The sequence below is a fragment of the Aureimonas phyllosphaerae genome (assembly GCF_047943035.1).
Classification (GTDB): Bacteria; Pseudomonadota; Alphaproteobacteria; order Rhizobiales; family Rhizobiaceae; genus Aureimonas; species Aureimonas phyllosphaerae.
In genome coordinates, this window is sequence record NZ_CP181348.1 from 3,722,002 (window position 1) to 3,740,299 (window position 18,298).

The following is an 18,298-nucleotide window of genomic DNA, read 5'->3' on the forward strand; positions in this document are numbered from 1 at the left end:
CCTCGATGATCGGCATCTTCGGCGCCAACGGCTTCATCGGCCGGCATCTCGTGCGGCGGCTCGCCGGCGGGCCGGAGCGCGTGCGCGCCGTCTCGCGCCACATCGATCCGGCCTTCGCCGCTTCGCTTCCCACCGATGTCGAGATCGTCCAAGCCGATCTCGGCGATGAACTGGCGATGGCCTCGGCGCTGACCGACCTGCGCGTCGTGGTGCAGCTCATCTCGACCTCGTCGCCCGGACTGCAGAACCGCTATGCCGTCAGCGACATCCGCGACAACGTGCTGCCGCAGGTCGCCTTCCTGGAAGCCTGCCTGGCGGCGAAGATCGAGCGCTACGTGTTCCTGTCGTCGGGCGGCACGGTCTACGGCCAGCCGCAGACGTTGCCGATCCCGGAGACGCACGAGGCCCGGCCGCTCTCCTCCCACGGCATGACGAAGCTCGTGGTGGAGCAGTACATCGGCATGTACGGCCGGCTGCACGATCTTGATTCGGTGATCCTGCGCGTCGCCAACCCGTTCGGCCCCGGCCAGACCTTCCGCAAGGGACAGGGGCTGATTCCCGCCCTTCTCCAGCGCCATGCGCAGGGGCTACCCGTGCGCATTATCAACGGCGGTCAGGCGATCCGCGACTTCCTCTATATCGACGATCTCGCGGACGCCGTGGCGCTGAGCCTCACCGCCCCGGGCGCGGCCGGCCGTACGATCAACATCGGCTCGGGCGAAGGCCGGCGAATCGTGGACGTGATCGAGGCGGTGGAAAGCGTGCTCGGCGAACGCTTCGCCCGCGAGGACGGCGGCACGCGCAATTCGGACGTCGACGCCAACGTCCTCGACATCACGCTTGCGGGTCAGCTCCTCGGCTGGCGGCCGAAGACGCCGTTCATGGACGGGTTGCGGCTGACGCTGCGAGACTGATCAGCGACCGAACCAGCTCCGGCGCTTCTCCGTCGTGCCGGCGAGTTGGGCCCGCAGTTCCTCGTTCTCGGCGCGCAGCCGGTCGATCTCGGCCTGGAGATCCCGCTTGACCGGCGGCCCCTCGAAGGCCGTGTCCTCGTGCAGCGCGCCGGAGGCGGACGCGTGCGAGGCGTCGAACGGCTGGAATGCCAGGTTCGGCCGTAGGGCGCGTTCGCGCAGGACGTCAGCCGAGGCGATCGGGCTCATGCCGCGATAGGCGGCGCCCCAGTGCGAGACATCGACGCCGCTGAGGTCCGCGAAGGCCTCGATCTCGTACTGGAACAAGCGATACAGGAACTCGCCGTCGCGCTGATCGAACTCGTAGCCGTAGTCGTGCGCGAAAGCGGTGTTTTCGCGCAACGGCTTCGGGGCCGCGGCCGGTGCGTCGAGTTCCAGGAAATTCCAGATGCGGGCCAGCGTCTCCTCGACGCGCTGTTCCAGCGCGCGCGTCTCGAGGACGAGCACCTGCTCGCGCGGGAAATGGGCGAACACGCGGCGGAGCTGGTTCGCGTAGAAGCCGCGCTCGACATAGGAGAACACGCGGTGGAAGCCGGGCGCGGTCGGGTCGCTGGCGACGCGCGAGCGGCCGGAGCGGATCGCTTCCGGAAACGACAGCGTCTCGCGTCCGTGGAAGTACTCCATCTTCCAGTGCGAATAGGCGCGCTCGATCGGGTCGCGATAGATGAGCACGAGGCGCGTCGCGGGATTGTAGGCCGCCAGCCGCTCGATGGCGTTCGGCCAGTAGCAGTAGACGGGCGTCGCATCCGCGAGATAGCGCGGCAGAACGCCTTCCATCGCGACGAGGTTGGCGAAGCGCCTGGGGTAGGCGTCGTTCAGGTCGTAGTCGGGATCGGCGAAGCGATCTTTGTCGCTTGCGACGTGCAGTTCCTTCGTATCGCCGAAGGCGATCAGCGGATGGTTGCGCAGATGTTGCGAGATCGTCGTCGTCCCGCCCTTCTGGACGCCGCCGACGATGAGATTGACCTTGGCCACGATGAGAACCCGCCGTCCGCCTGCAGAAACGAAGAAGGCCGCACGAGGCGGCCTTCCCGATGGTCAGTCGATCGAAGCCGATCAGCCGACGATGTTGGCAGCCGAGAAATCGGCGGTCGTGACGCCGGTCAGGACGACCGAGGCGTCAACCGTGCCGTCGCCGTTCGTGTCGGCGAACAGAACGGTCGTGGCGGTGCCGTTGACCGTGACGTTCTCGTACAGAGCGTACGTGACCGAACCATTGAACGCGTTGTTAGCCTGCGTCACAGCGGCGTCGAACGAGATCGCCGAACCGAACGACTGCTCGACGTAGTTGATGCCGTTGCCGGCCGTCGAACCGAAGTCGATCACGTTGTTGGTGCCGGCCGTGAAGTCCACGATCACGTCGCCCGTAGCCGAAACCGGAGCGTCGCCAGCGTTGAACACGAACGTGTTCGTGCCCGCACCGCCGGTCAGGTTGTCGTTGCCAGCGCCACCGGTGATGGTGTCGTTGCCCGCGCCGCCGATCAGCGTGTCGTTACCGTTGTCGCCGTTCAGCGTGATGGCAACAGTCGACAGCGAGGCGTCGACGGAGTCGTCACCGCGACCGCCGAAGATCACGTTCTCGCCCGTCGCCGAAGCCGACACGGTGATGACGTCCGCACCGACGTTGCCGTTCACAACGTTGTTGCCGGTGCCCGAGATCGTGATCGTGTCGACGCCGTCGCCACCCAGGATCGTGTTGTTGCCCGTGGCAGCAGCGCCGATCGTGAACGTGTCGTCGCCGAGATCACCCGACAGCGTGTTGTTGCCGGTACCGGTCACGGAGAAGATGTCGGCATCCTGACCGCCGAACACCGTGTTGTTGCCGTTGCCGCTGATCGTGAACGTGTCAGCGCCCTGGTTGCCGCTCAGCAGGTTGGCCGAGTTGCCCGTGACGTTGAAGGCGTCAGCCCCCTCACCGCCGAACACGGTGCTCGTGCCGGACGTCGAGGAGATGTTGAAGGTGTCGGTACCGAGGTCGCCCGAGAGGAAATGCGAACCGGTGCCCGACACGTTGAAGATGTCGTTATCCTGACCGCCGTACACGGTGTTGGAGCCGGTACCCGTGATCGCGAAGGTGTCGTTGCCGACGTTGCCGTTGGCGAAGGAACCAACGTCGCCACCAAGGTTGATCGTGTCACCGTCCATACCACCAAACACGGTGCCGGAGCCGTCGGCGTCGACAGTGATCACGTCGGCGCCCATACCGCCCGACACGTATGCGCCAGTCGCGCTCACGGTGTAGGTGTCGATGCCATCAAAACCGAAGGCGGCCGAATTCGCGGCACCGAGCGTCTCGGTGTTCGCACCAGTCGTGCCGACGTAGAGTTGCGAGCCGTCAGCAAAGATGTAGTCGTTCACGGTCGTGCCCGTCGTGCCGAGGACGACGGTGCGGCCAGCACCCACCAGCGTGGTCGTCGAAGCACCGAGCGCAACGGCGATCGCGGACGCGCTGACGTTCGTGAAGAGCAGGTTGTCGGTAGCCGGGTTGAACGCCGCCGCTTCAGCTGCGGTGATCGTTTCGTAATTGTAGACTGCCACGGTGGAATCTCCGTCCAAGCGGTTTGATCAAAGCTCCCAGGTCCCGGTGAGGCCGAGATAGGCCTCTCTCAGGCCGACCAAGCGATGTCGCCACCGCACAGGCCCAGAACCTTGAAACTGCTTAACCGGGTAGCAGACGGTCTTGGGTAAGGCAACGCGCAATGATTAAACTTTAGAGGACCAAACAGCAGGCGGCTCAAAGCGTGTGGCGCGGCCGCCACAACTACGGGCGTCGCAGATTTTTTCTGCTGCGGGTGGAACCATTTAACGGTTTCTCAATAGAGTGCGCGATCCGCCCTACAAACGCGATCAAATCGCGAACAAGGACGGCTCCATCGCGCTTCTCACCTGCCAGTCAAGGACGCGCTCGCGGCGGCGCCCGATCGCGGACGAAGCATTCTCGAAACCAGATCGCTCGCCGCGCGCGGATTTCACGTCGCTTCAGCCATCCGCCTCGCTGATCCAATCACGAGCTCCCCGGTTTCGGACCGCAACCGAAACGCAAGCGGGACGTAGGAAATTCGCGTGTTTGGTTGTATGGTCCGGGCGCGACGCCGAGTGCCTGCCGGGACTGCCCTCATGATGCCGTGATTGGCTGATGGGAGCGAAGTCCGGCTTGCGGGCGTCGTTCGTGTTCCGCAGCGTTCCGTCCGCAAAGGCGATCCATGCAGCCCAACGTCAACCTCGCGCCCGAAATGCGCGATGCGCTCCGCGCCGGTGCCAAGCCCATGGCCTTCGCCGCGCTGTTCTCCTTCGGATCGAACCTCCTGTTCCTGGCGATGCCGCTGTACATGACGCAGGTCTACAGCCGCGTCATCACCTCGCATTCGGAAGCGACGCTGATCTACCTGTCGATCGCGGTGATCATGGCCTTCGTCGTGATGATCGCGCTGGAAGAGCTGCGCGGGCGCATCCTCATCGGCATCGGCTCGATGATCGACCGCAAGATGGCGCCGCGCCTGCTCGACGCAGTCGTGAACGCCGGGCTCCGCGCCGGGCGCCCCGCCCGAGCCTCGGCGCTGCGCGATCTCGACACGTTCAGGCAGGGCATCGCCGGCAACGTCACCAACACGATCCTCGACACGCCCTGGGCGCCGATCTTCCTGATCGTCATCACGATGATCGACTGGCGCCTCGGCATGGCCGCGACGGTCGGCGCGATTCTCCTGTTCGGCCTCGCGCTCCTCAACGAGTACGTGACGAAGCCGGCGCTGAAGGAGGCGAACATCGCCGGCCAGCGCTCCTATGCGGCGACCGATTCGGGCCTTCGCAACGCCGAAGTCATCTACGCGATGGGCATGCTGCCGGGCCTGACCAACCGCTGGAACCGCGACCGCCTCGCCATGCTCGCCTCGCAGGAGGAGGCGTCGGAGCGTGGCGGGTCGGTGCAGGCCGCGATCCGCTTCCTCAACAACTTCCTGCAGGTTTCGATGCTGGCGGGCGGCGCGCTGCTGGTGATCGAGGGCCTTGCCGGCCCCGGCATCATGTTCGCGGCCGTGATGCTGGTGTCGAAGGCGCTGGCCCCGGTGCAGCGAGCGGTCGGCTCGTGGAGCACGATCGTCAACACGCGCCAGAGCTTCGAGCGCCTGAACGCCCTCCTCATCGAGTTCCCGGCCGCCGAGCGCGGCATGGAACTGCCGCGTCCCGCCGGCAAGCTTTCGGTGGAAGGCTGCTTCTACGCCTTTCCGGGCACGAACAAGGCGCTCCTGAAGAACCTCAACTTCGCACTCGAGCCGGGCGACTGCCTCGGCCTCATCGGCCCGTCGGGCGCCGGCAAGAGCTCGCTCGCCCGCCTCCTGATCGGTGTGCAGCGCCCGACCTCCGGCTCGGTCCGCCTCGATGGCGCCGAGATGCACTCCTGGGGCCGCGACCATATCGGCCGCCACATCGGCTACCTGCCGCAGGACGTCGAACTCTTCTCGGGCACCGTGCGCGAGAACATCGCGCGCTTTGCGCCGGAGCCGGACGACGCCGCCGTGCTCGCCGCCGCCAGGATGGCCGGCTGCCACGACCTGATCCTGCGCCTGCCGGACGGCTACGACACCGAACTTGGCGAAGGCGGTGCGATGCTCTCGGTCGGCCAGCGCCAGCGCGTCGCGCTCGCGCGCGCCGTCTACGGCAATCCGTCCTTCGTGGTGCTGGACGAGCCCAACGCCTCGCTCGATTCCGATGGCGAGCAGGCGCTCCTGGCCGCGATCGTCGCGCTTCGCCGCATCGGCTCGACCGTGGTGGTCATCTCGCATCGCATGTCGGCGCTGAACTACTCCAACAAGATCCTGCTCCTGCGCGACGGCATGGTGGAGCGCTTCGGCCCGCGCGACGAGGTGCTCGCCCGCGTCGTCGCCCCGGCTCCGGCTCCGGCGGCGCAGCAGCCCCAGTCGCAGCCGGCGGTGGCCGCTGCGCCGGAGCCGAAGGCCATCCCGGCCTCGTCCTGACCCTGAAGCTTCGAGAGATAGACCCATGTCCGTGATCGCCTTCAGGAAGAAGCCCGACGATGAGCAGCCCGCGCAGCCGGGCGAGGTGCCCAAGCTCGCCAAGCCCGGCGGGGACGACGGCGCCTATGAATTCAACCTTCGCCGCCCGATCCTTCTGGGCTCGGTGATCGTCGGCGTCTTCATCGTCGGCATCGGCACCTGGGCGGCCTTCGCACCGCTTTCGGGCGCGGTGCTGGCGGGCGGCGTCGTCAAGGTCGAGGACAGCCGCAAGGTCGTGAAGAACCGCGACGGCGGCATCGTGAAGTCGGTGATGGTGCGCGACGGCCAGCATGTGCAGGCCGGCGACGTTCTCCTGCGCATGGACGACGTGCAGGCGCGCTCGGCCTACGAGGTCTACGACAACCAGCTCATGAACCTTCTCGCCCGCCGCGCTCGCTTCACCGCGGAAAGCAAGGGCGACGAGGAGATTACCTTCCCGCCGGAGGTGCTCGAGCGGCGCGACGACCCGGCGATCGAGCAGTTGATCACCGATCAGACCACCCTGTTCCAGACCCGCAAGATGGGCCTGGAGACGCAGGTCGAAATTCTGCAGCAGCGCCGCCAGCAGCTCGAAACCCGCATCAGCGGATACCAGATCCAGATCAACTCGATCGACCGCCAGCAGGAGCTGATCGAGGAAGAGAAGAAGGGCGTCGCCTCGCTGCTGGCCAAGGGCCTCGCGCCCAAAACGCAGGTTCTGGCGCTCGAGCGTGCATCCGTCGATCTCGGCGGCCAGACCGGATCCTTGAAGTCGCAGATCGCCGAGGCCCGCGAGACGCAGGGCGAGGCGGAGATGCAGATGAACCGGCTGAAGCAGGACCGTCTGACGGAAGCCAACGAGGGCATCAGCAACGTCCAGTCCGAGATGGCCAACATTGTGCCGCGCCTCCAGTCGGCCAAGGCGACGCTGGCGCTGACCGAGGTCCGTGCGCCCGTGACCGGCACCGTGCTCGGTCTCACGCAGTTCACCGACGGCGGCGTGCTTGGCCCCGGCGAGCGCATCCTCGATCTCGTGCCGGAAAACACGCAGCTCATCATCGAGGCGATGATCCAGCCGCAGGACATCGCCAAGGTCGAGCCCGACATGAACGCGATGGTAAAGCTCACGGCCTACAACCAGAGCAACACGCCGTCGGTCAACGGACGAATCCTGCGCGTGTCGCCGGACCGGCTGACGACCGAGAACGGCACGGCCTACTTCAAGGCCGACGTCGAGGTGGCTCCGAGCGCCCTCGCCCATCTGTCGCACGACATCCGCCTCTATCCCGGCATGCCGGCCGAGGTCATCATCCCGACGGGCGAGCGCACGGCGCTGGACTACATCCTCGCGCCGATCACGCGCTCGATGGATCGCGCCTTCCGCGAGGAATAGAGCCAATCCGGCGGCGCGCTTCGGTGCGCCGCCTCTCGCCGTCCCGATCGTCGCCGCGTGACGGGATGCCGTCCCGATTTCACGCCGCGTAGATCATGATCCAGAACAAGACGCTTCTCTTCATCCATCAGAACTTTCCCGGCCAGTTTCTCCACCTGTGCCGGGCCTTGGCCCAGCACAACCGGGTCTTCTTCATCACCAAGCCGACCAAGAACCGCCTCGCAGGCGTCCGGCTGGTGGAATACACGCCGCACCGCGCGCCGAATCCGCAGATCCACAACTACCTGCGCACCACGGAAGACGCGATCCTCCACGGGCAGGCAGTAGCCCGCCTCCTCCTGCAGATGCAGAAGGAGAACGTGCGCCCGGACATCATCATCGGGCACAGCGGCTGGGGCGAGACACAGTTCGTCAAGGACATCTTCCCTGACGTTCCTCTGCTCAGCTACATCGAGTTCTACTACAGCGCGACGGGCGCCGACGTCGGCTTCGACCCGGAATTTCCGAGCCAGACGGAGCTCAAGTTCCAGTTGCGTTGCCGCAACCAGGTCATTCTGTCCGCTCTCGAATCGACCGATCTCGGCCTGTCGCCGACGCGCTGGCAGCACAGCCGCATCCCGTCGGTCTTCCAGCCGAAGGTGAAGGTGATCCACGACGGGGTGGACACCGACCAGATCAGACCCGCCGAAGCGCCTTCCATCACGATCGAGGGCCGAACCTACGACAAGTCGGCGCCGGTGGTGACCTATGTCGCCCGCAACATCGAGCCCTATCGCGGCTCGCACATCTTCATGCGCGCGATCAACCGCATCCTTGCCAAGGCGCCGGACGCGCGGATCGTAATCGTCGGCGGCGACGGCGTGTCCTATGGGGCCCGTTTGCCAGAGGGCGAGACCTACAAGGCACGCTTCCTCAAGGAGAACCCGGTCGACGAGACGCGCGTGCACTTCGTCGGGCGCGTCGAGTACGAGGACTTCAAGACGCTGCTGCAGGTGTCTGCGGCCCACGTCTATTTGACCTATCCGTTCGTCCTGTCCTGGTCGATGCTGGAATCGATGGCGACCGAGTGCCTGCTCATCGGATCGCGCACCGCGCCGGTCGAAGAGGTGGTGCGCCACAGCGAGAACGGGCTGCTCGTCGACTTCTTCGATCCGCAGGAGCTTGCCGAGACGGTGGTCGAGGCGCTGCGCCAGCCGGAAAAGTATCATGAGATGCGCCGCGAAGCGCGGCGGACGATCGTGCGCGACTACGACCTGAAGCGGGTCTGTCTGCCCGCACAGCTCAACCTGATCGGCCGGATGCTCGGCTGATCAGCTCGCCAGCGGAATCGGCGCGGGCGCTATCGCTTCGCCGAGGCCGAGCCGGTTGCGGATCGCGCCGCTCGACGACACGAGCCCCTCGATCGTGTAGTTGCCGAGCGTCGAGAGAAAGGCGTCGAGCGCGCTGCGGAGCGCGGCGTTCAGGGCGCAGCTGTCGATCAGCGGGCAATCCACCGCGCCGGTCTCGAAGCATTCGGCCATCGCGAAGCTTTCTTCCGTCGTCTCCACCACTTCGCGAAGGGTGATCGCGGCGGCAGGACGCGCCAGCCGGATGCCGCCGTTGCGGCCGCGGACGGTCTCGACGAAGCCCGCCTCCACCAGCGGCTGAAGGATCTTGAAGAGGAAGAGTTCCGACACGTTGTAGGCTGCCGCGACGTCGCCGACGCGGCTCAGCCGCTCGGTGTTGACCGCGCAGTACATCAGGAGTCGGATGGCGTAGTTCGTCTGGCGCGTGAGCCGCATCAAGTCCTCCCTCGGGCGGGCTGCCGAGCAGATGATGTTTCCTTAGAACAATTCCAAGCGCATGGGAAATGCGGCGGCATCGTGCATGGTTGTCGCAGAATTGTCGCTTTTCCACGCCCGTGCGCTATGGGCGCGTTGGCGAAAGCTTTTCGAGTTGCTAAGAAATTCGCCATGCATGAGGGATGTGCGACGGAGCGTTGACGCTCGCCGCCCGAAGCGGCTCGAATCAACGAGGCTCCATGGAATACTTCCTGCAACAATTGATCAACGGCGTGACGCTGGGATCGATCTACGGATTGATCGCCATCGGCTACACGATGGTCTACGGCATCATCGGCATGATCAACTTCGCCCATGGCGAGGTCTTCATGATCGGCTCGTTCATCGCGCTGACGACGTTCCTCGTGCTGATCTCGATGGGCGTGACGTTCCTGCCGATCGTGCTGCTTCTGATGATCGTCGTGGCGATGCTGTTCACCGCCCTTTGGGGCTGGTCGATCGAGCGGATCGCCTACCGTCCGCTTCGCGGCTCGTTCCGCCTTGCGCCGCTGATCACCGCCATCGGCATGTCGATCTTCCTGCAGAACTTCGTGCAGGTGTCGCAGGGCGCCCGCGTGAAGCCGCTGCCGCCGCAAATCCAGGGCGCAGTGCAGGTCATCCCGGGCGTTCAAATCTCCTACATGCAGATCACGATCATCATCGTGACGCTGGTGCTGATGACGGTGTTCTCGCTTCTCATCGCGCGCACGCCGCTCGGTCGCCAGCAGCGCGCCTGCGAGCAGGATTCCAAGATGGCCGCGCTTCTCGGCGTCAACGTCGACCGGACGATCTCGCTGACCTTCGTGATGGGCGCCTCGCTCGCGGCGGTCGCCGGCACGATGTACCTCCTCTATTACGGCGTCATCGACTTCTACATCGGCTTCCTCGCCGGGGTTAAGGCCTTCACCGCGGCCGTTCTCGGCGGCATCGGCTCGCTGCCGGGCGCCATGCTCGGCGGCCTCGCGATCGGTCTCATCGAAACCTTCTGGTCGGGTTATTTCTCGGTCGAGTACAAGGACGTCGCCGCCTTCTCGATCCTCGCGATCGTCCTGATCTTCCTGCCCTCCGGCCTTCTCGGCCGGCCTGAAGTGGAGAAGGTCTGATCATGGCCGGTCCTCAGACCCCGTCCACGACCACGCCCGAGGGCGCGCAGATCGAAGAGGAAATGCGTCGCGACGCCATGCGCGGCGTACCGCCGGCGGCCGAAGCGCCGCCCTCCGGGCCGAGCTTTGCCGTCGCGCTGCGCGAGGCGCTCGTCACCGCCGCGATCGTCGGCGCGCTGACGTTGTTCTTCCTTCTGATGCGCACGGACATCGCGCCGGGCGGCCTCGTCCTGTCGGTGCGCTGGGACCTCTGGTTCATCGCGATCGCGCTCGCCTTCGGCGTGCGCCTCGTCCTCAGCCTCGTCCTATTCCAGCGCAAGGAGAAGGGCACGGGCTCGGCCAAGGCCGGCAAGACCGTCTCCACCAAGGGCGCCGGCCTCGGCCGCTTCCTCGGCGTCGGGCTGCTCGGTCTCGCGCTTGTGCTGCCGTTCCTGATCCGGGTCGTGGCGCCGTCGAGCGACCGCTACCTGATCGACCTCGCGATCCTGATCCTGACCTATGTGATGCTCGGCTGGGGCCTCAACATCGTGGTCGGTCTCGCGGGCCTTCTCGATCTCGGCTACGTCGCGTTCTACGCGGTCGGCGCCTATTCCTTCGCGCTCCTCGCCATCAACTTCGAGCTCGGCTTCTGGGTCTGCCTGCCGATGGCGGGACTCTTCGCCGCGCTCTGGGGCATCGTCCTCGGCTTCCCGGTGCTGCGCCTGCGCGGCGACTATCTCGCCATCGTGACGCTCGCCTTCGGTGAGATCATCCGCGTGGTGCTTCTCAATTGGTACCAGGTGACGGGCGGCCCGAACGGTCTTCTCGGCATTCCGCGTCCGACGCTCTTCGGCCTCGACTTCGGCCGTGGCGAAGGGTCGTTCTCGGACTATTTCGGCATTCAGTACGACGGCATCCACCGCTTCATCTTCCTCTATTACATCATCCTGGCGCTCGCGCTTCTGACCAACTTCGTGACGCTGCGCATGCGCCGCATGCCGGTCGGCCGAGCCTGGGAAGCGCTGCGCGAGGACGAGATCGCCTGCCGGGCGCTCGGCATCAACACGACCAACGTCAAGCTGACGGCGTTCGCGACGGGCGCCATGTTCGGCGGCTTCGCGGGCTCGTTCTTCGCCACGCGGCAGGGCTTCATCTCGCCGGAGAGCTTCACGTTCCTCGAATCGGCGATCATCCTCGCCATCGTGGTGCTCGGCGGCCTGGGCTCTCAGATCGGCGTCGTGATCGCCTCGATCGTGATGATCGGCGGCATCGAACTCCTGCGTAATCTCGGCTTCCTGGAGGTCGTTTTCGGTGCGGGCTTCGATCCCACGCAGTACCGCATGCTGATCTTCGGCGTCGCCATGGTCGCGATCATGGTCTGGAAGCCGCGCGGGCTCGTGTCCTCCCGCCAGCCGTCGGCCGTCTACAAGGAACGCAAGGCGATCGGGGCCGACATGGTCGCTCAGGGCGAGGGGCACTGATCATGGCTATGACGACGGAAACGATGGGTCGCTGGATGCGCGACCCGGTGCTGACGGTCGAGCACCTGACCATGCGGTTCGGCGGGCTCGTAGCGATCAACGACCTGTCCTTCGAGGTCGGTCGCGGCGACATCACCGCGCTGATCGGCCCGAACGGCGCCGGCAAGACCACGGTCTTCAACTGCGTGACCGGCTTCTACAAGCCGACCGAGGGGCGCATCGCGCTTCGCCGCGGCACCGGCATCGGCAAGGACGAGGTCGTGGCGCTCACCCGCACGGGCGCGCAGAGCCGCAAGGTTTCGGGCGGCGAGGTGTTCCTGCTCGAGCGCATGAGCGACTTCCGCATCACGGAAGTCGCCGGCGTCGCGCGCACCTTCCAGAACATCCGCCTCTTCGGCGGCATGACGGTCTTCGAGAACCTTCTCGTCGCCCAGCACAACAAGCTGATGGCGGCGTCCGGCTTCACGGTCGGCGGCCTCCTCGGCCTGCCGGGCTACCGCCGCGCCAGGGAGGCCGCGCAGGACCGCGCGGTGGACTGGCTGAAGCGCACCGCCCTCCTCCACCGCGCCGACGACCCGGCGGCCGACCTGTCCTACGGCGACCAGCGCCGCCTGGAGATCGCCCGCGCCATGTGCACCGACCCGGTGCTCCTATGCCTCGACGAGCCGGCCGCCGGCCTCAACCCGCGCGAATCGGCCGAGCTCAACACGCTGCTCCGGTCGCTGCGCGACGACTTCGGCGTCTCGATCCTGCTGATCGAGCACGACATGGGCGTCGTGATGGAGATCTCCGACCACGTGGTCGTGCTCGACTACGGCACCAAGATCTCGGACGGCACGGCGCATGCGGTGCGCAACGATCCGCGCGTCATCGCCGCCTATCTCGGCGTCGACGACGAGGAAGTCGAGGCGGTGGAAGCCAAGCTCGACCAGGGCGACATCGACGGCGCGGCGGCCACCGCCGGACTGCCGGGAGGAGCGGGCGCATGAGCGCGACCATGACCGAGGTTCCGACCATCGCTCCGGCAGTCTCCGACCCGCTCCTGTCGATCCGCGGCGTCGAGACCTTCTACGGCAAGATCCAGGCCCTGAAGGGCGTCGATCTCGACGTCGGCGACGGGGAGATCGTGACGCTGATCGGCGCCAACGGCGCCGGCAAGTCGACGCTGATGATGACGATCTGCGGCAACCCGCGCGCGCGCTCTGGGCAGATCCTCTACCGCGGCGAGGACATCTCGCAGCTCCCCACCCACACGATCATGACCCGCCGGATCGCGCAGTCGCCGGAAGGGCGGCGCATCTTCGGCCGGATGACCGTGATGGAGAACCTCCAGATGGGCACGACGCTCGTCGGGCAGGAGCACTTCGACGACGACCTGCGCAAGGTGTTCGAGCTGTTCCCGCGCCTGAAAGAACGTGCCGGGCAACGCGGCGGCACGCTGTCGGGCGGCGAGCAGCAGATGCTGGCGATCGGCCGCGCGCTGATGAGCCGGCCGAAGCTGCTCCTCCTCGACGAGCCCTCGCTCGGCCTCGCCCCCCTGATCGTCAAGCAGATCTTCGAGGCGGTGCGCGAGCTCAACCGCAACGAGGGCCTTACAGTCTTCCTCGTCGAGCAGAACGCCTTCCATGCACTCCGCCTCGCCCATCGCGGCTACGTGATGGTCAACGGCCGCATCACCATGAGCGGTACCGGGCGCGAACTCTTGGCCCGTGAGGAAGTCCGCAGCGCCTATCTTGAGGGAGGGCATCACTGATGCAGAAGGAAATGGCCCTCCTCTGGGAGGTGACGTTCTTCGAGTTCCTGATCGTCACGGTCGTGATCGGCGGCGCGCTGGCCTATGCGATCGGACGCTCCACTGCGCGCTCGTGGAGCGGCTGGGGCCTGATGGTCTTCTACTGCTTGCTCCTCGCGGTCGCGATTCGCTTCCTGCACTTCAGTCTGTTCCACGGAACGTTCTTCCTGCCCGCGGCGACGTTGCCGACGGCCCTGCACTACGCTGTGATCGACTTTGCCGTGATTCTCGCCGTCGCATCGCTCGGTCGCGGTCGCACGCGAGCCGGCCAGATGGCGCGGCAGTACCGCTTCGAGAAGGCATAAAACTTGAGCATTCGCCCGATCGTTGAAAAAAAGCGGCAGAAATAGGCGATCGGCTGAAAATGACTATTCCGCTTGGCAAGGGCTTGGTCTTTACTCCCATCGGGGACGAAACGCACGAACCCGCCGGACCGCCCATGACGATCCGGGAATCAACAGGGAAAACAGAACGATGATGAAAGCGCTTCTGGCCGGTGTGGCCCTCAACGTCGTGCTGGGCGGCGCCGCCTTCGCCGACATCACGATCGGCGTCGCGGGCCCGATGACGGGCCAGTACGCCACCTTCGGAGAGCAGCTGCGCGTCGGCGCCGAGCAGGCCGTCAAGGACATCAACGCCGCGGGCGGCGTGAACGGCGAGATGCTGAAGCTGTCGGTGGGCGACGACGCCTGCGATCCGAAGCAGGCCGTGGCGGTCGCCAACCAGTTCGCCTCGCAAGGCGTGCCCTTCGTGGCCGGCCACTTCTGCTCGGGCTCGTCGATCCCGGCCAGCCAGGTCTACTCGGAAGAGGGCATCGTCGAGATCTCGCCGGCCTCGACCAACCCGGACTACACCGACAAGCGCCCGTCGGACGGCATCTACCGCGTCTGCGGTCGTGACGACCAGCAGGGCGAGGTCGCCGGCGCTTACATCGCCGAGAACTTCAAGGACCAGAACGTGGCCGTGCTCGACGACAAGTCGGCCTACGGCAAGGGTCTCGCCGAGCAGACCGCCAAGGCGATGGAAGCCAACGGCAAGAAGCCGACGCTGACGGAGTCCTACTCGGCCGGCGAAAAGGACTACACCGCCCTCGTCTCAAAGCTGAAGCAGGCCGACGTCAAGCTCGTCTACATCGGCGGCTACCACACCGAGGCCGGCCTTATCGCCCGCCAGATGAAGGAACAGGGCGTCAGCGCCAAGATCATGTCGGGCGACGCGATCGTCACCGACGAGTACTGGGCGATCACCGGCGATGCCGGCGAAGGCACGCTGATGACCTTCTCGCCGGATCCGCGCAAGAACCCGACCGCCGCACCCGTCGTGCAGGCGATCGAGGGCTCGGGCAAGAGCGCCGAGGGTTACGCGCTCTACACCTACGCCGCGATTCAGGCCTGGGTCGAGGCGGCCAAGAAGGCCGGCGGGACCGAGTACGAGGACGTCGTCAAGGCGCTCGATTCCGAGACCTTCCCGACCGTGATCGGCGACCTGAAGTTCGACAGCAAGGGCGACGTCACCCTGCCGGGCTACGTCATCTACGAATGGAAGAACGGCAAGTACGACTACATCCAGACGGCCGCCGCGAAGTAAGCGACGCTGTCACCTGACAGACGGACGGCCCGGCATGGCGACATGCCGGGCCGTTCTCGTTTCCGCGGCCGGGCGCTTTGCTTGCTGCAGCCGACCGTACCCGCTCAAGCGACGACGATCTCGGGTCCCGCCTTCCGCAGCGGGGCGAGAAGCAGATCGGGAAGGTCCCGCTCGACGATGATCGATGAGATCTCGGCCAGCAGGACGATGCCGAAGGGCGACGCGGCGCCGAGCTTGTCGCGGGTCGCAAGGACGATCGTCTCGGCCGACTGGCGAACGATGAAGCGCTTGAGAGCCGCCTCCTCTGCCTGGCCGGTGCTGGCCCCGGCCTGTGCGTGGACGCCGGTGGCGCCCATGACGAAGAGGTCCGCGCGGATCCGGCCGAGGGTCTCGACGCAGGCCGCGCCCATCGCGACGACCGAATGCTTGAACAGGCGGCCTCCGATCAACTCCACCTCGATCCGTGGATGTCGCGCGAGTTCCACCGCGACGCTCGGACTGTGGGTGACGACGGTCGCCTCAAGGTCCGGCGGCAGCTGACGCGCGAGCTGGACATTGGTGGTCCCGCCATCGAGGAAGACGACCTGACCCGGCCGGACGAGCCGCGCCGCCGCGGCGCCGAGCCGCGCCTTCGCGTCCGTTTCGATCGTCTGCCGCACGCCGTAGTCGGCCGTGGCCGGCGAGGCCGGCAGGGCGCCGCCGTGGACGCGCTGAAGAAGCCCCTCCCCCGCCATCTCCCGCAGGTCGCGCCGGATCGTGTCCTCCGACAGACCGAGCTGACGACTGAACTCCTTCGCGACGAGCCGTCCGTCGCGTCGCACGGTCTCCAGGATCAGCGCCTTGCGCTCGCTCGTCAGCATGGTTCACCTTGGTTGCACGAAATATCTTGACTCTGCACGATCATGCACGAATGTTGGACGTGTGCCAAGCGGTGTATTTCTCGCGCTGCCATTGAGGAAACGGTTTCATGAGCATCGCCGAGCGCATTCGCGTCGAAGACGTCACGGTCCTGTCGGACGATTGGTATGTCCTGAAGAAGACCGTCTTCTCCTACCGCCGCAGTGACGGGAGTTGGCAGCGACAGTCGCGCGAGACCTACGACCGCGGCAACGGCGCGACGATCCTGCTCTACGATCCGCAACGTCGCACGGTCATCCTGACGCGGCAGTTCCGCTACCCGGCCTTCGTGAACGGGCACGACGATCTCCTGATCGAAGCGCCGGCCGGCCTTCTCGACGACGCGACGCCGGAAGCACGCATCCGCGCGGAAACCGCCGAGGAAACCGGCTTTGCGATAGGCGAGGTCCGCCCGATCTTCGACGCCTTCATGAGCCCCGGTTCGGTGACCGAGCGGCTGCACTTCTTCGTCGCGGAATACGCGCCCCGCGACCGTGCGTCCGCCGGCGGCGGCAATGCCGACGAGGGCGAGGACATCGATGTCCTCGAACTCGGCATCAATGAGGCGCTCGGCATGATCGCTTCCGGCGCGATCCGCGACGGAAAGACGATTATGCTGCTGCAGTATGCAGCCCTGCACCTCCTGCGCGCCTGATCAGCCGCAGGAGGTGCTTCCTCAGGCGCGGCCGGCGGCCATCAGGGCGGGGTAAAGCGAGCGGTAGCGGTCGTGCGCGCGGGCGAAGGATTCGACCAGCGTCTCGTCCGGCTCGTAGCGCGCTGCGATCGGCGGTTCGGTCATCACCGAGTCCGGGTCCGCGCCGGTGGCCGCGCAGATGCCGAGGCGCGCCGCACCGAAGGCGGCACCGAAGTCGCCGGCCGCCGGCAGGGCGACGGGCGTCTCGAGGACGCTCGCCATGATCTTCAGCCAGAGTTCCGAGCGCGAGCCGGCGCCGACCGCGATCAGCTGGCGCACCCACGAGGCATGCGGCGCGGCGTCGAGGCAGTCGCGGATCGAGAAGGCGACGCCCTCCAACACGGCGCGGACCATGTCGGCGCGGCTCGTATCGGCCTGAAGGCCGATGAAGGCGCCGCGTACGGCAGCGTCGTTGTGGGGCGTGCGCTCGCCCGAGAGATACGGCAGGAACAGGAGCCGCCCTGGCGCGCGCAGGTCGTCCCCCGCCTGCGCGACGAGCGCGCCCGGCTTCTCGGCAAGAACGCCGGACAGCCATTCCAGCGAGCCCGCCGCCGAGAGCGTCACGCCCATCTGGTGCCAGAGGCCGGGAAGCGCGTGGCAGAAGGTGTGGAGCGCCGTGTCGGGAACCGGGTCGTAGCCGGCGCTCGCCGTGAACAGGACGCCGGACGTGCCGAGCGACAGGAAGCCCGTACCCGGGCGCGTGACGCCGACGCCGCAGGCCGAGGCCGCGTTGTCGCCGCCGCCGCCCGCGACGACGACGCCCTGCGGCAGGCCCCAGCGGCTGGCGAGTTCGGGGCGCAGCGTTCCGCTCGCCTCGGTGCCTTCGACGAGGCGCGGCATCTCGGCCTCGGAGAGCTTCGTCCGGCGCAGCATCGTCGACGACCAGCGCCGCTCGCCGGTGCGCAGCCACGCGGTGCCGGCGGCATCCGACATATCGGACGCGGCCTCGCCCGTCAGCCAGAGACGAAGGTAGTCCTTCGGCAAGAGCACGCGGCGCACGCGCTCGAAGATTCGCGGCTCGTTGCGCGACACCCAGAGGAGCTTCGGCGCGGTGAAACCGGGAAACACGATGTTGCCGGTGATCGCCCGCGCTTCCTCGTCGTCGAGTTCCTCGGCTTCCTCGTGGGATCGCGTGTCGTTCCAGAGGATGCAGGGACGCAACACCTCGTCGGCCCCGTCGAGCAGCGTCGCGCCGTGCATCTGGCCGGACAGGCCGATGCCCTTCACCGACGCCATCGCGGCCGGGTGCTTCGCCTGCAGTTCCACGAGCACCGCCTCGCAGGCGGCGATCCAGTCGACAGGCGCCTGCTCCGACCAGCCGAAGGCGGGTCTCGTGACGTTCAGCGAGGCGCTGGCCGTTGCGACGGGGTTCTGATCCTCGTCGACGATCAGGGCCTTCAGCGACGACGTGCCCAGATCCAGCCCGAGATAATGGCCCATTCGCGTCCCGTCCTCCCCCGGTCGGGAAGCCCCGAGCGGCGATGATTCTTTCCTGAGTTTCACAGGTAACGTCGGATGCCGGTCATCATCAACCGCCAACCGTGCATCGGTGAAGCCGGAGCGGCCCCGACCGCTTCTGATCCGGCGCCG

The 18,298-nt window shown here is 66.5% G+C and carries 16 protein-coding genes; 11 read left to right on the forward strand and 5 right to left on the reverse strand.

The genetic code is table 11. From position 1 onward, the window contains the following. The first annotated feature begins 5 nt into the window (after positions 1-5). Positions 6-914, forward strand: coding sequence for an NAD-dependent epimerase/dehydratase family protein (locus ACLNGM_RS17755; protein WP_090958074.1), 909 nt, complete (start codon positions 6-8; stop codon positions 912-914). Here the strand turns inward: ACLNGM_RS17755 and ACLNGM_RS17760 are convergent, their stop codons facing one another. Continuing rightward, entirely contained in the window at positions 915-1,946 is a 1,032-nt protein-coding gene (locus ACLNGM_RS17760) for a sulfotransferase domain-containing protein (RefSeq protein ID WP_416355950.1), read from the reverse strand. An 81-nt stretch (positions 1,947-2,027) separates the two neighbouring features. After that, positions 2,028-3,509, reverse strand: a complete 1,482-nt coding sequence (locus ACLNGM_RS17765) for a beta strand repeat-containing protein (RefSeq protein ID WP_416355951.1) — start codon at positions 3,507-3,509, stop codon at positions 2,028-2,030. 665 nt (positions 3,510-4,174) lie between these two features. Between ACLNGM_RS17765 and ACLNGM_RS17770 the strand changes: the two genes are divergently transcribed. The 3 genes from ACLNGM_RS17770 to ACLNGM_RS17780 all read left to right on the forward strand — a co-directional run bounded on the left by ACLNGM_RS17770 (position 4,175) and on the right by ACLNGM_RS17780 (position 8,665). Then, a complete protein-coding gene (locus ACLNGM_RS17770; protein WP_416355952.1) occupies positions 4,175-5,944 on the forward strand; it encodes a type I secretion system permease/ATPase in 1,770 nt (589 codons plus the stop codon). Between the two features lie 25 nt (positions 5,945-5,969). After that, entirely contained in the window at positions 5,970-7,355 is a 1,386-nt protein-coding gene (locus ACLNGM_RS17775; protein WP_416355953.1) for an HlyD family type I secretion periplasmic adaptor subunit, read from the forward strand. A gap of 95 nt (positions 7,356-7,450) precedes the next feature. Continuing rightward, entirely contained in the window at positions 7,451-8,665 is a 1,215-nt protein-coding gene (locus ACLNGM_RS17780; protein WP_416355954.1) for a glycosyltransferase family 4 protein, read from the forward strand. Here the strand turns inward: ACLNGM_RS17780 and rirA are convergent, their stop codons facing one another. Next, a complete protein-coding gene (rirA, locus tag ACLNGM_RS17785) occupies positions 8,666-9,136 on the reverse strand; it encodes an iron-responsive transcriptional regulator RirA (protein ID WP_090958083.1) in 471 nt (156 codons plus the stop codon). Positions 9,137-9,375: 239 nt separating this feature from the next. On the opposite strand from rirA, the gene ACLNGM_RS17790 reads away from it, so the two are divergent. From ACLNGM_RS17790 to ACLNGM_RS17815, 6 genes are all read left to right on the forward strand, one after another. After that, a complete protein-coding gene (locus tag ACLNGM_RS17790; RefSeq protein WP_090958085.1) occupies positions 9,376-10,278 on the forward strand; it encodes an ABC transporter permease subunit in 903 nt (300 codons plus the stop codon). 2 nt (positions 10,279-10,280) lie between these two features. Then, the gene (gene livM / locus ACLNGM_RS17795; RefSeq protein ID WP_416355955.1) at positions 10,281-11,738 is read left to right on the forward strand and encodes a high-affinity branched-chain amino acid ABC transporter permease LivM; all 1,458 of its coding nucleotides are present in this window, start codon (positions 10,281-10,283) and stop codon (positions 11,736-11,738) included. Positions 11,739-11,740: 2 nt separating this feature from the next. Then, on the forward strand, positions 11,741-12,727 hold the full coding sequence (locus ACLNGM_RS17800) for an ABC transporter ATP-binding protein (RefSeq protein WP_416355956.1): 987 nt from the start codon (positions 11,741-11,743) through the stop codon (positions 12,725-12,727). After that, entirely contained in the window at positions 12,724-13,491 is a 768-nt protein-coding gene (locus ACLNGM_RS17805) for an ABC transporter ATP-binding protein (RefSeq protein WP_416355957.1), read from the forward strand. Before ACLNGM_RS17800 ends, ACLNGM_RS17805 begins: the two co-directional genes overlap by 4 nt. After that, a complete protein-coding gene (locus tag ACLNGM_RS17810; protein WP_090958091.1) occupies positions 13,491-13,835 on the forward strand; it encodes a DUF6867 family protein in 345 nt (114 codons plus the stop codon). The genes ACLNGM_RS17805 and ACLNGM_RS17810 overlap by 1 nt, the downstream gene beginning before the upstream one ends. A gap of 169 nt (positions 13,836-14,004) precedes the next feature. Beyond that, positions 14,005-15,117, forward strand: a complete 1,113-nt coding sequence (locus tag ACLNGM_RS17815; protein ID WP_090958093.1) for a branched-chain amino acid ABC transporter substrate-binding protein — start codon at positions 14,005-14,007, stop codon at positions 15,115-15,117. Between the two features lie 104 nt (positions 15,118-15,221). Here ACLNGM_RS17815 and ACLNGM_RS17820 read toward each other — a convergent pair whose 3' ends face one another. Next, positions 15,222-15,977, reverse strand: a complete 756-nt coding sequence (locus ACLNGM_RS17820; RefSeq protein WP_416355958.1) for a DeoR/GlpR family DNA-binding transcription regulator — start codon at positions 15,975-15,977, stop codon at positions 15,222-15,224. A gap of 107 nt (positions 15,978-16,084) precedes the next feature. Here ACLNGM_RS17820 and ACLNGM_RS17825 point away from each other — a divergent pair, with 107 nt between their 5' ends. Beyond that, the gene (locus ACLNGM_RS17825) at positions 16,085-16,669 is read left to right on the forward strand and encodes an NUDIX domain-containing protein (protein WP_090958096.1); all 585 of its coding nucleotides are present in this window, start codon (positions 16,085-16,087) and stop codon (positions 16,667-16,669) included. 21 nt (positions 16,670-16,690) lie between these two features. Here ACLNGM_RS17825 and xylB read toward each other — a convergent pair whose 3' ends face one another. After that, positions 16,691-18,148, reverse strand: a complete 1,458-nt coding sequence (xylB, locus tag ACLNGM_RS17830) for a xylulokinase (protein WP_416355959.1) — start codon at positions 18,146-18,148, stop codon at positions 16,691-16,693. Between the last annotated feature and the right edge of the window lie 150 nt (positions 18,149-18,298).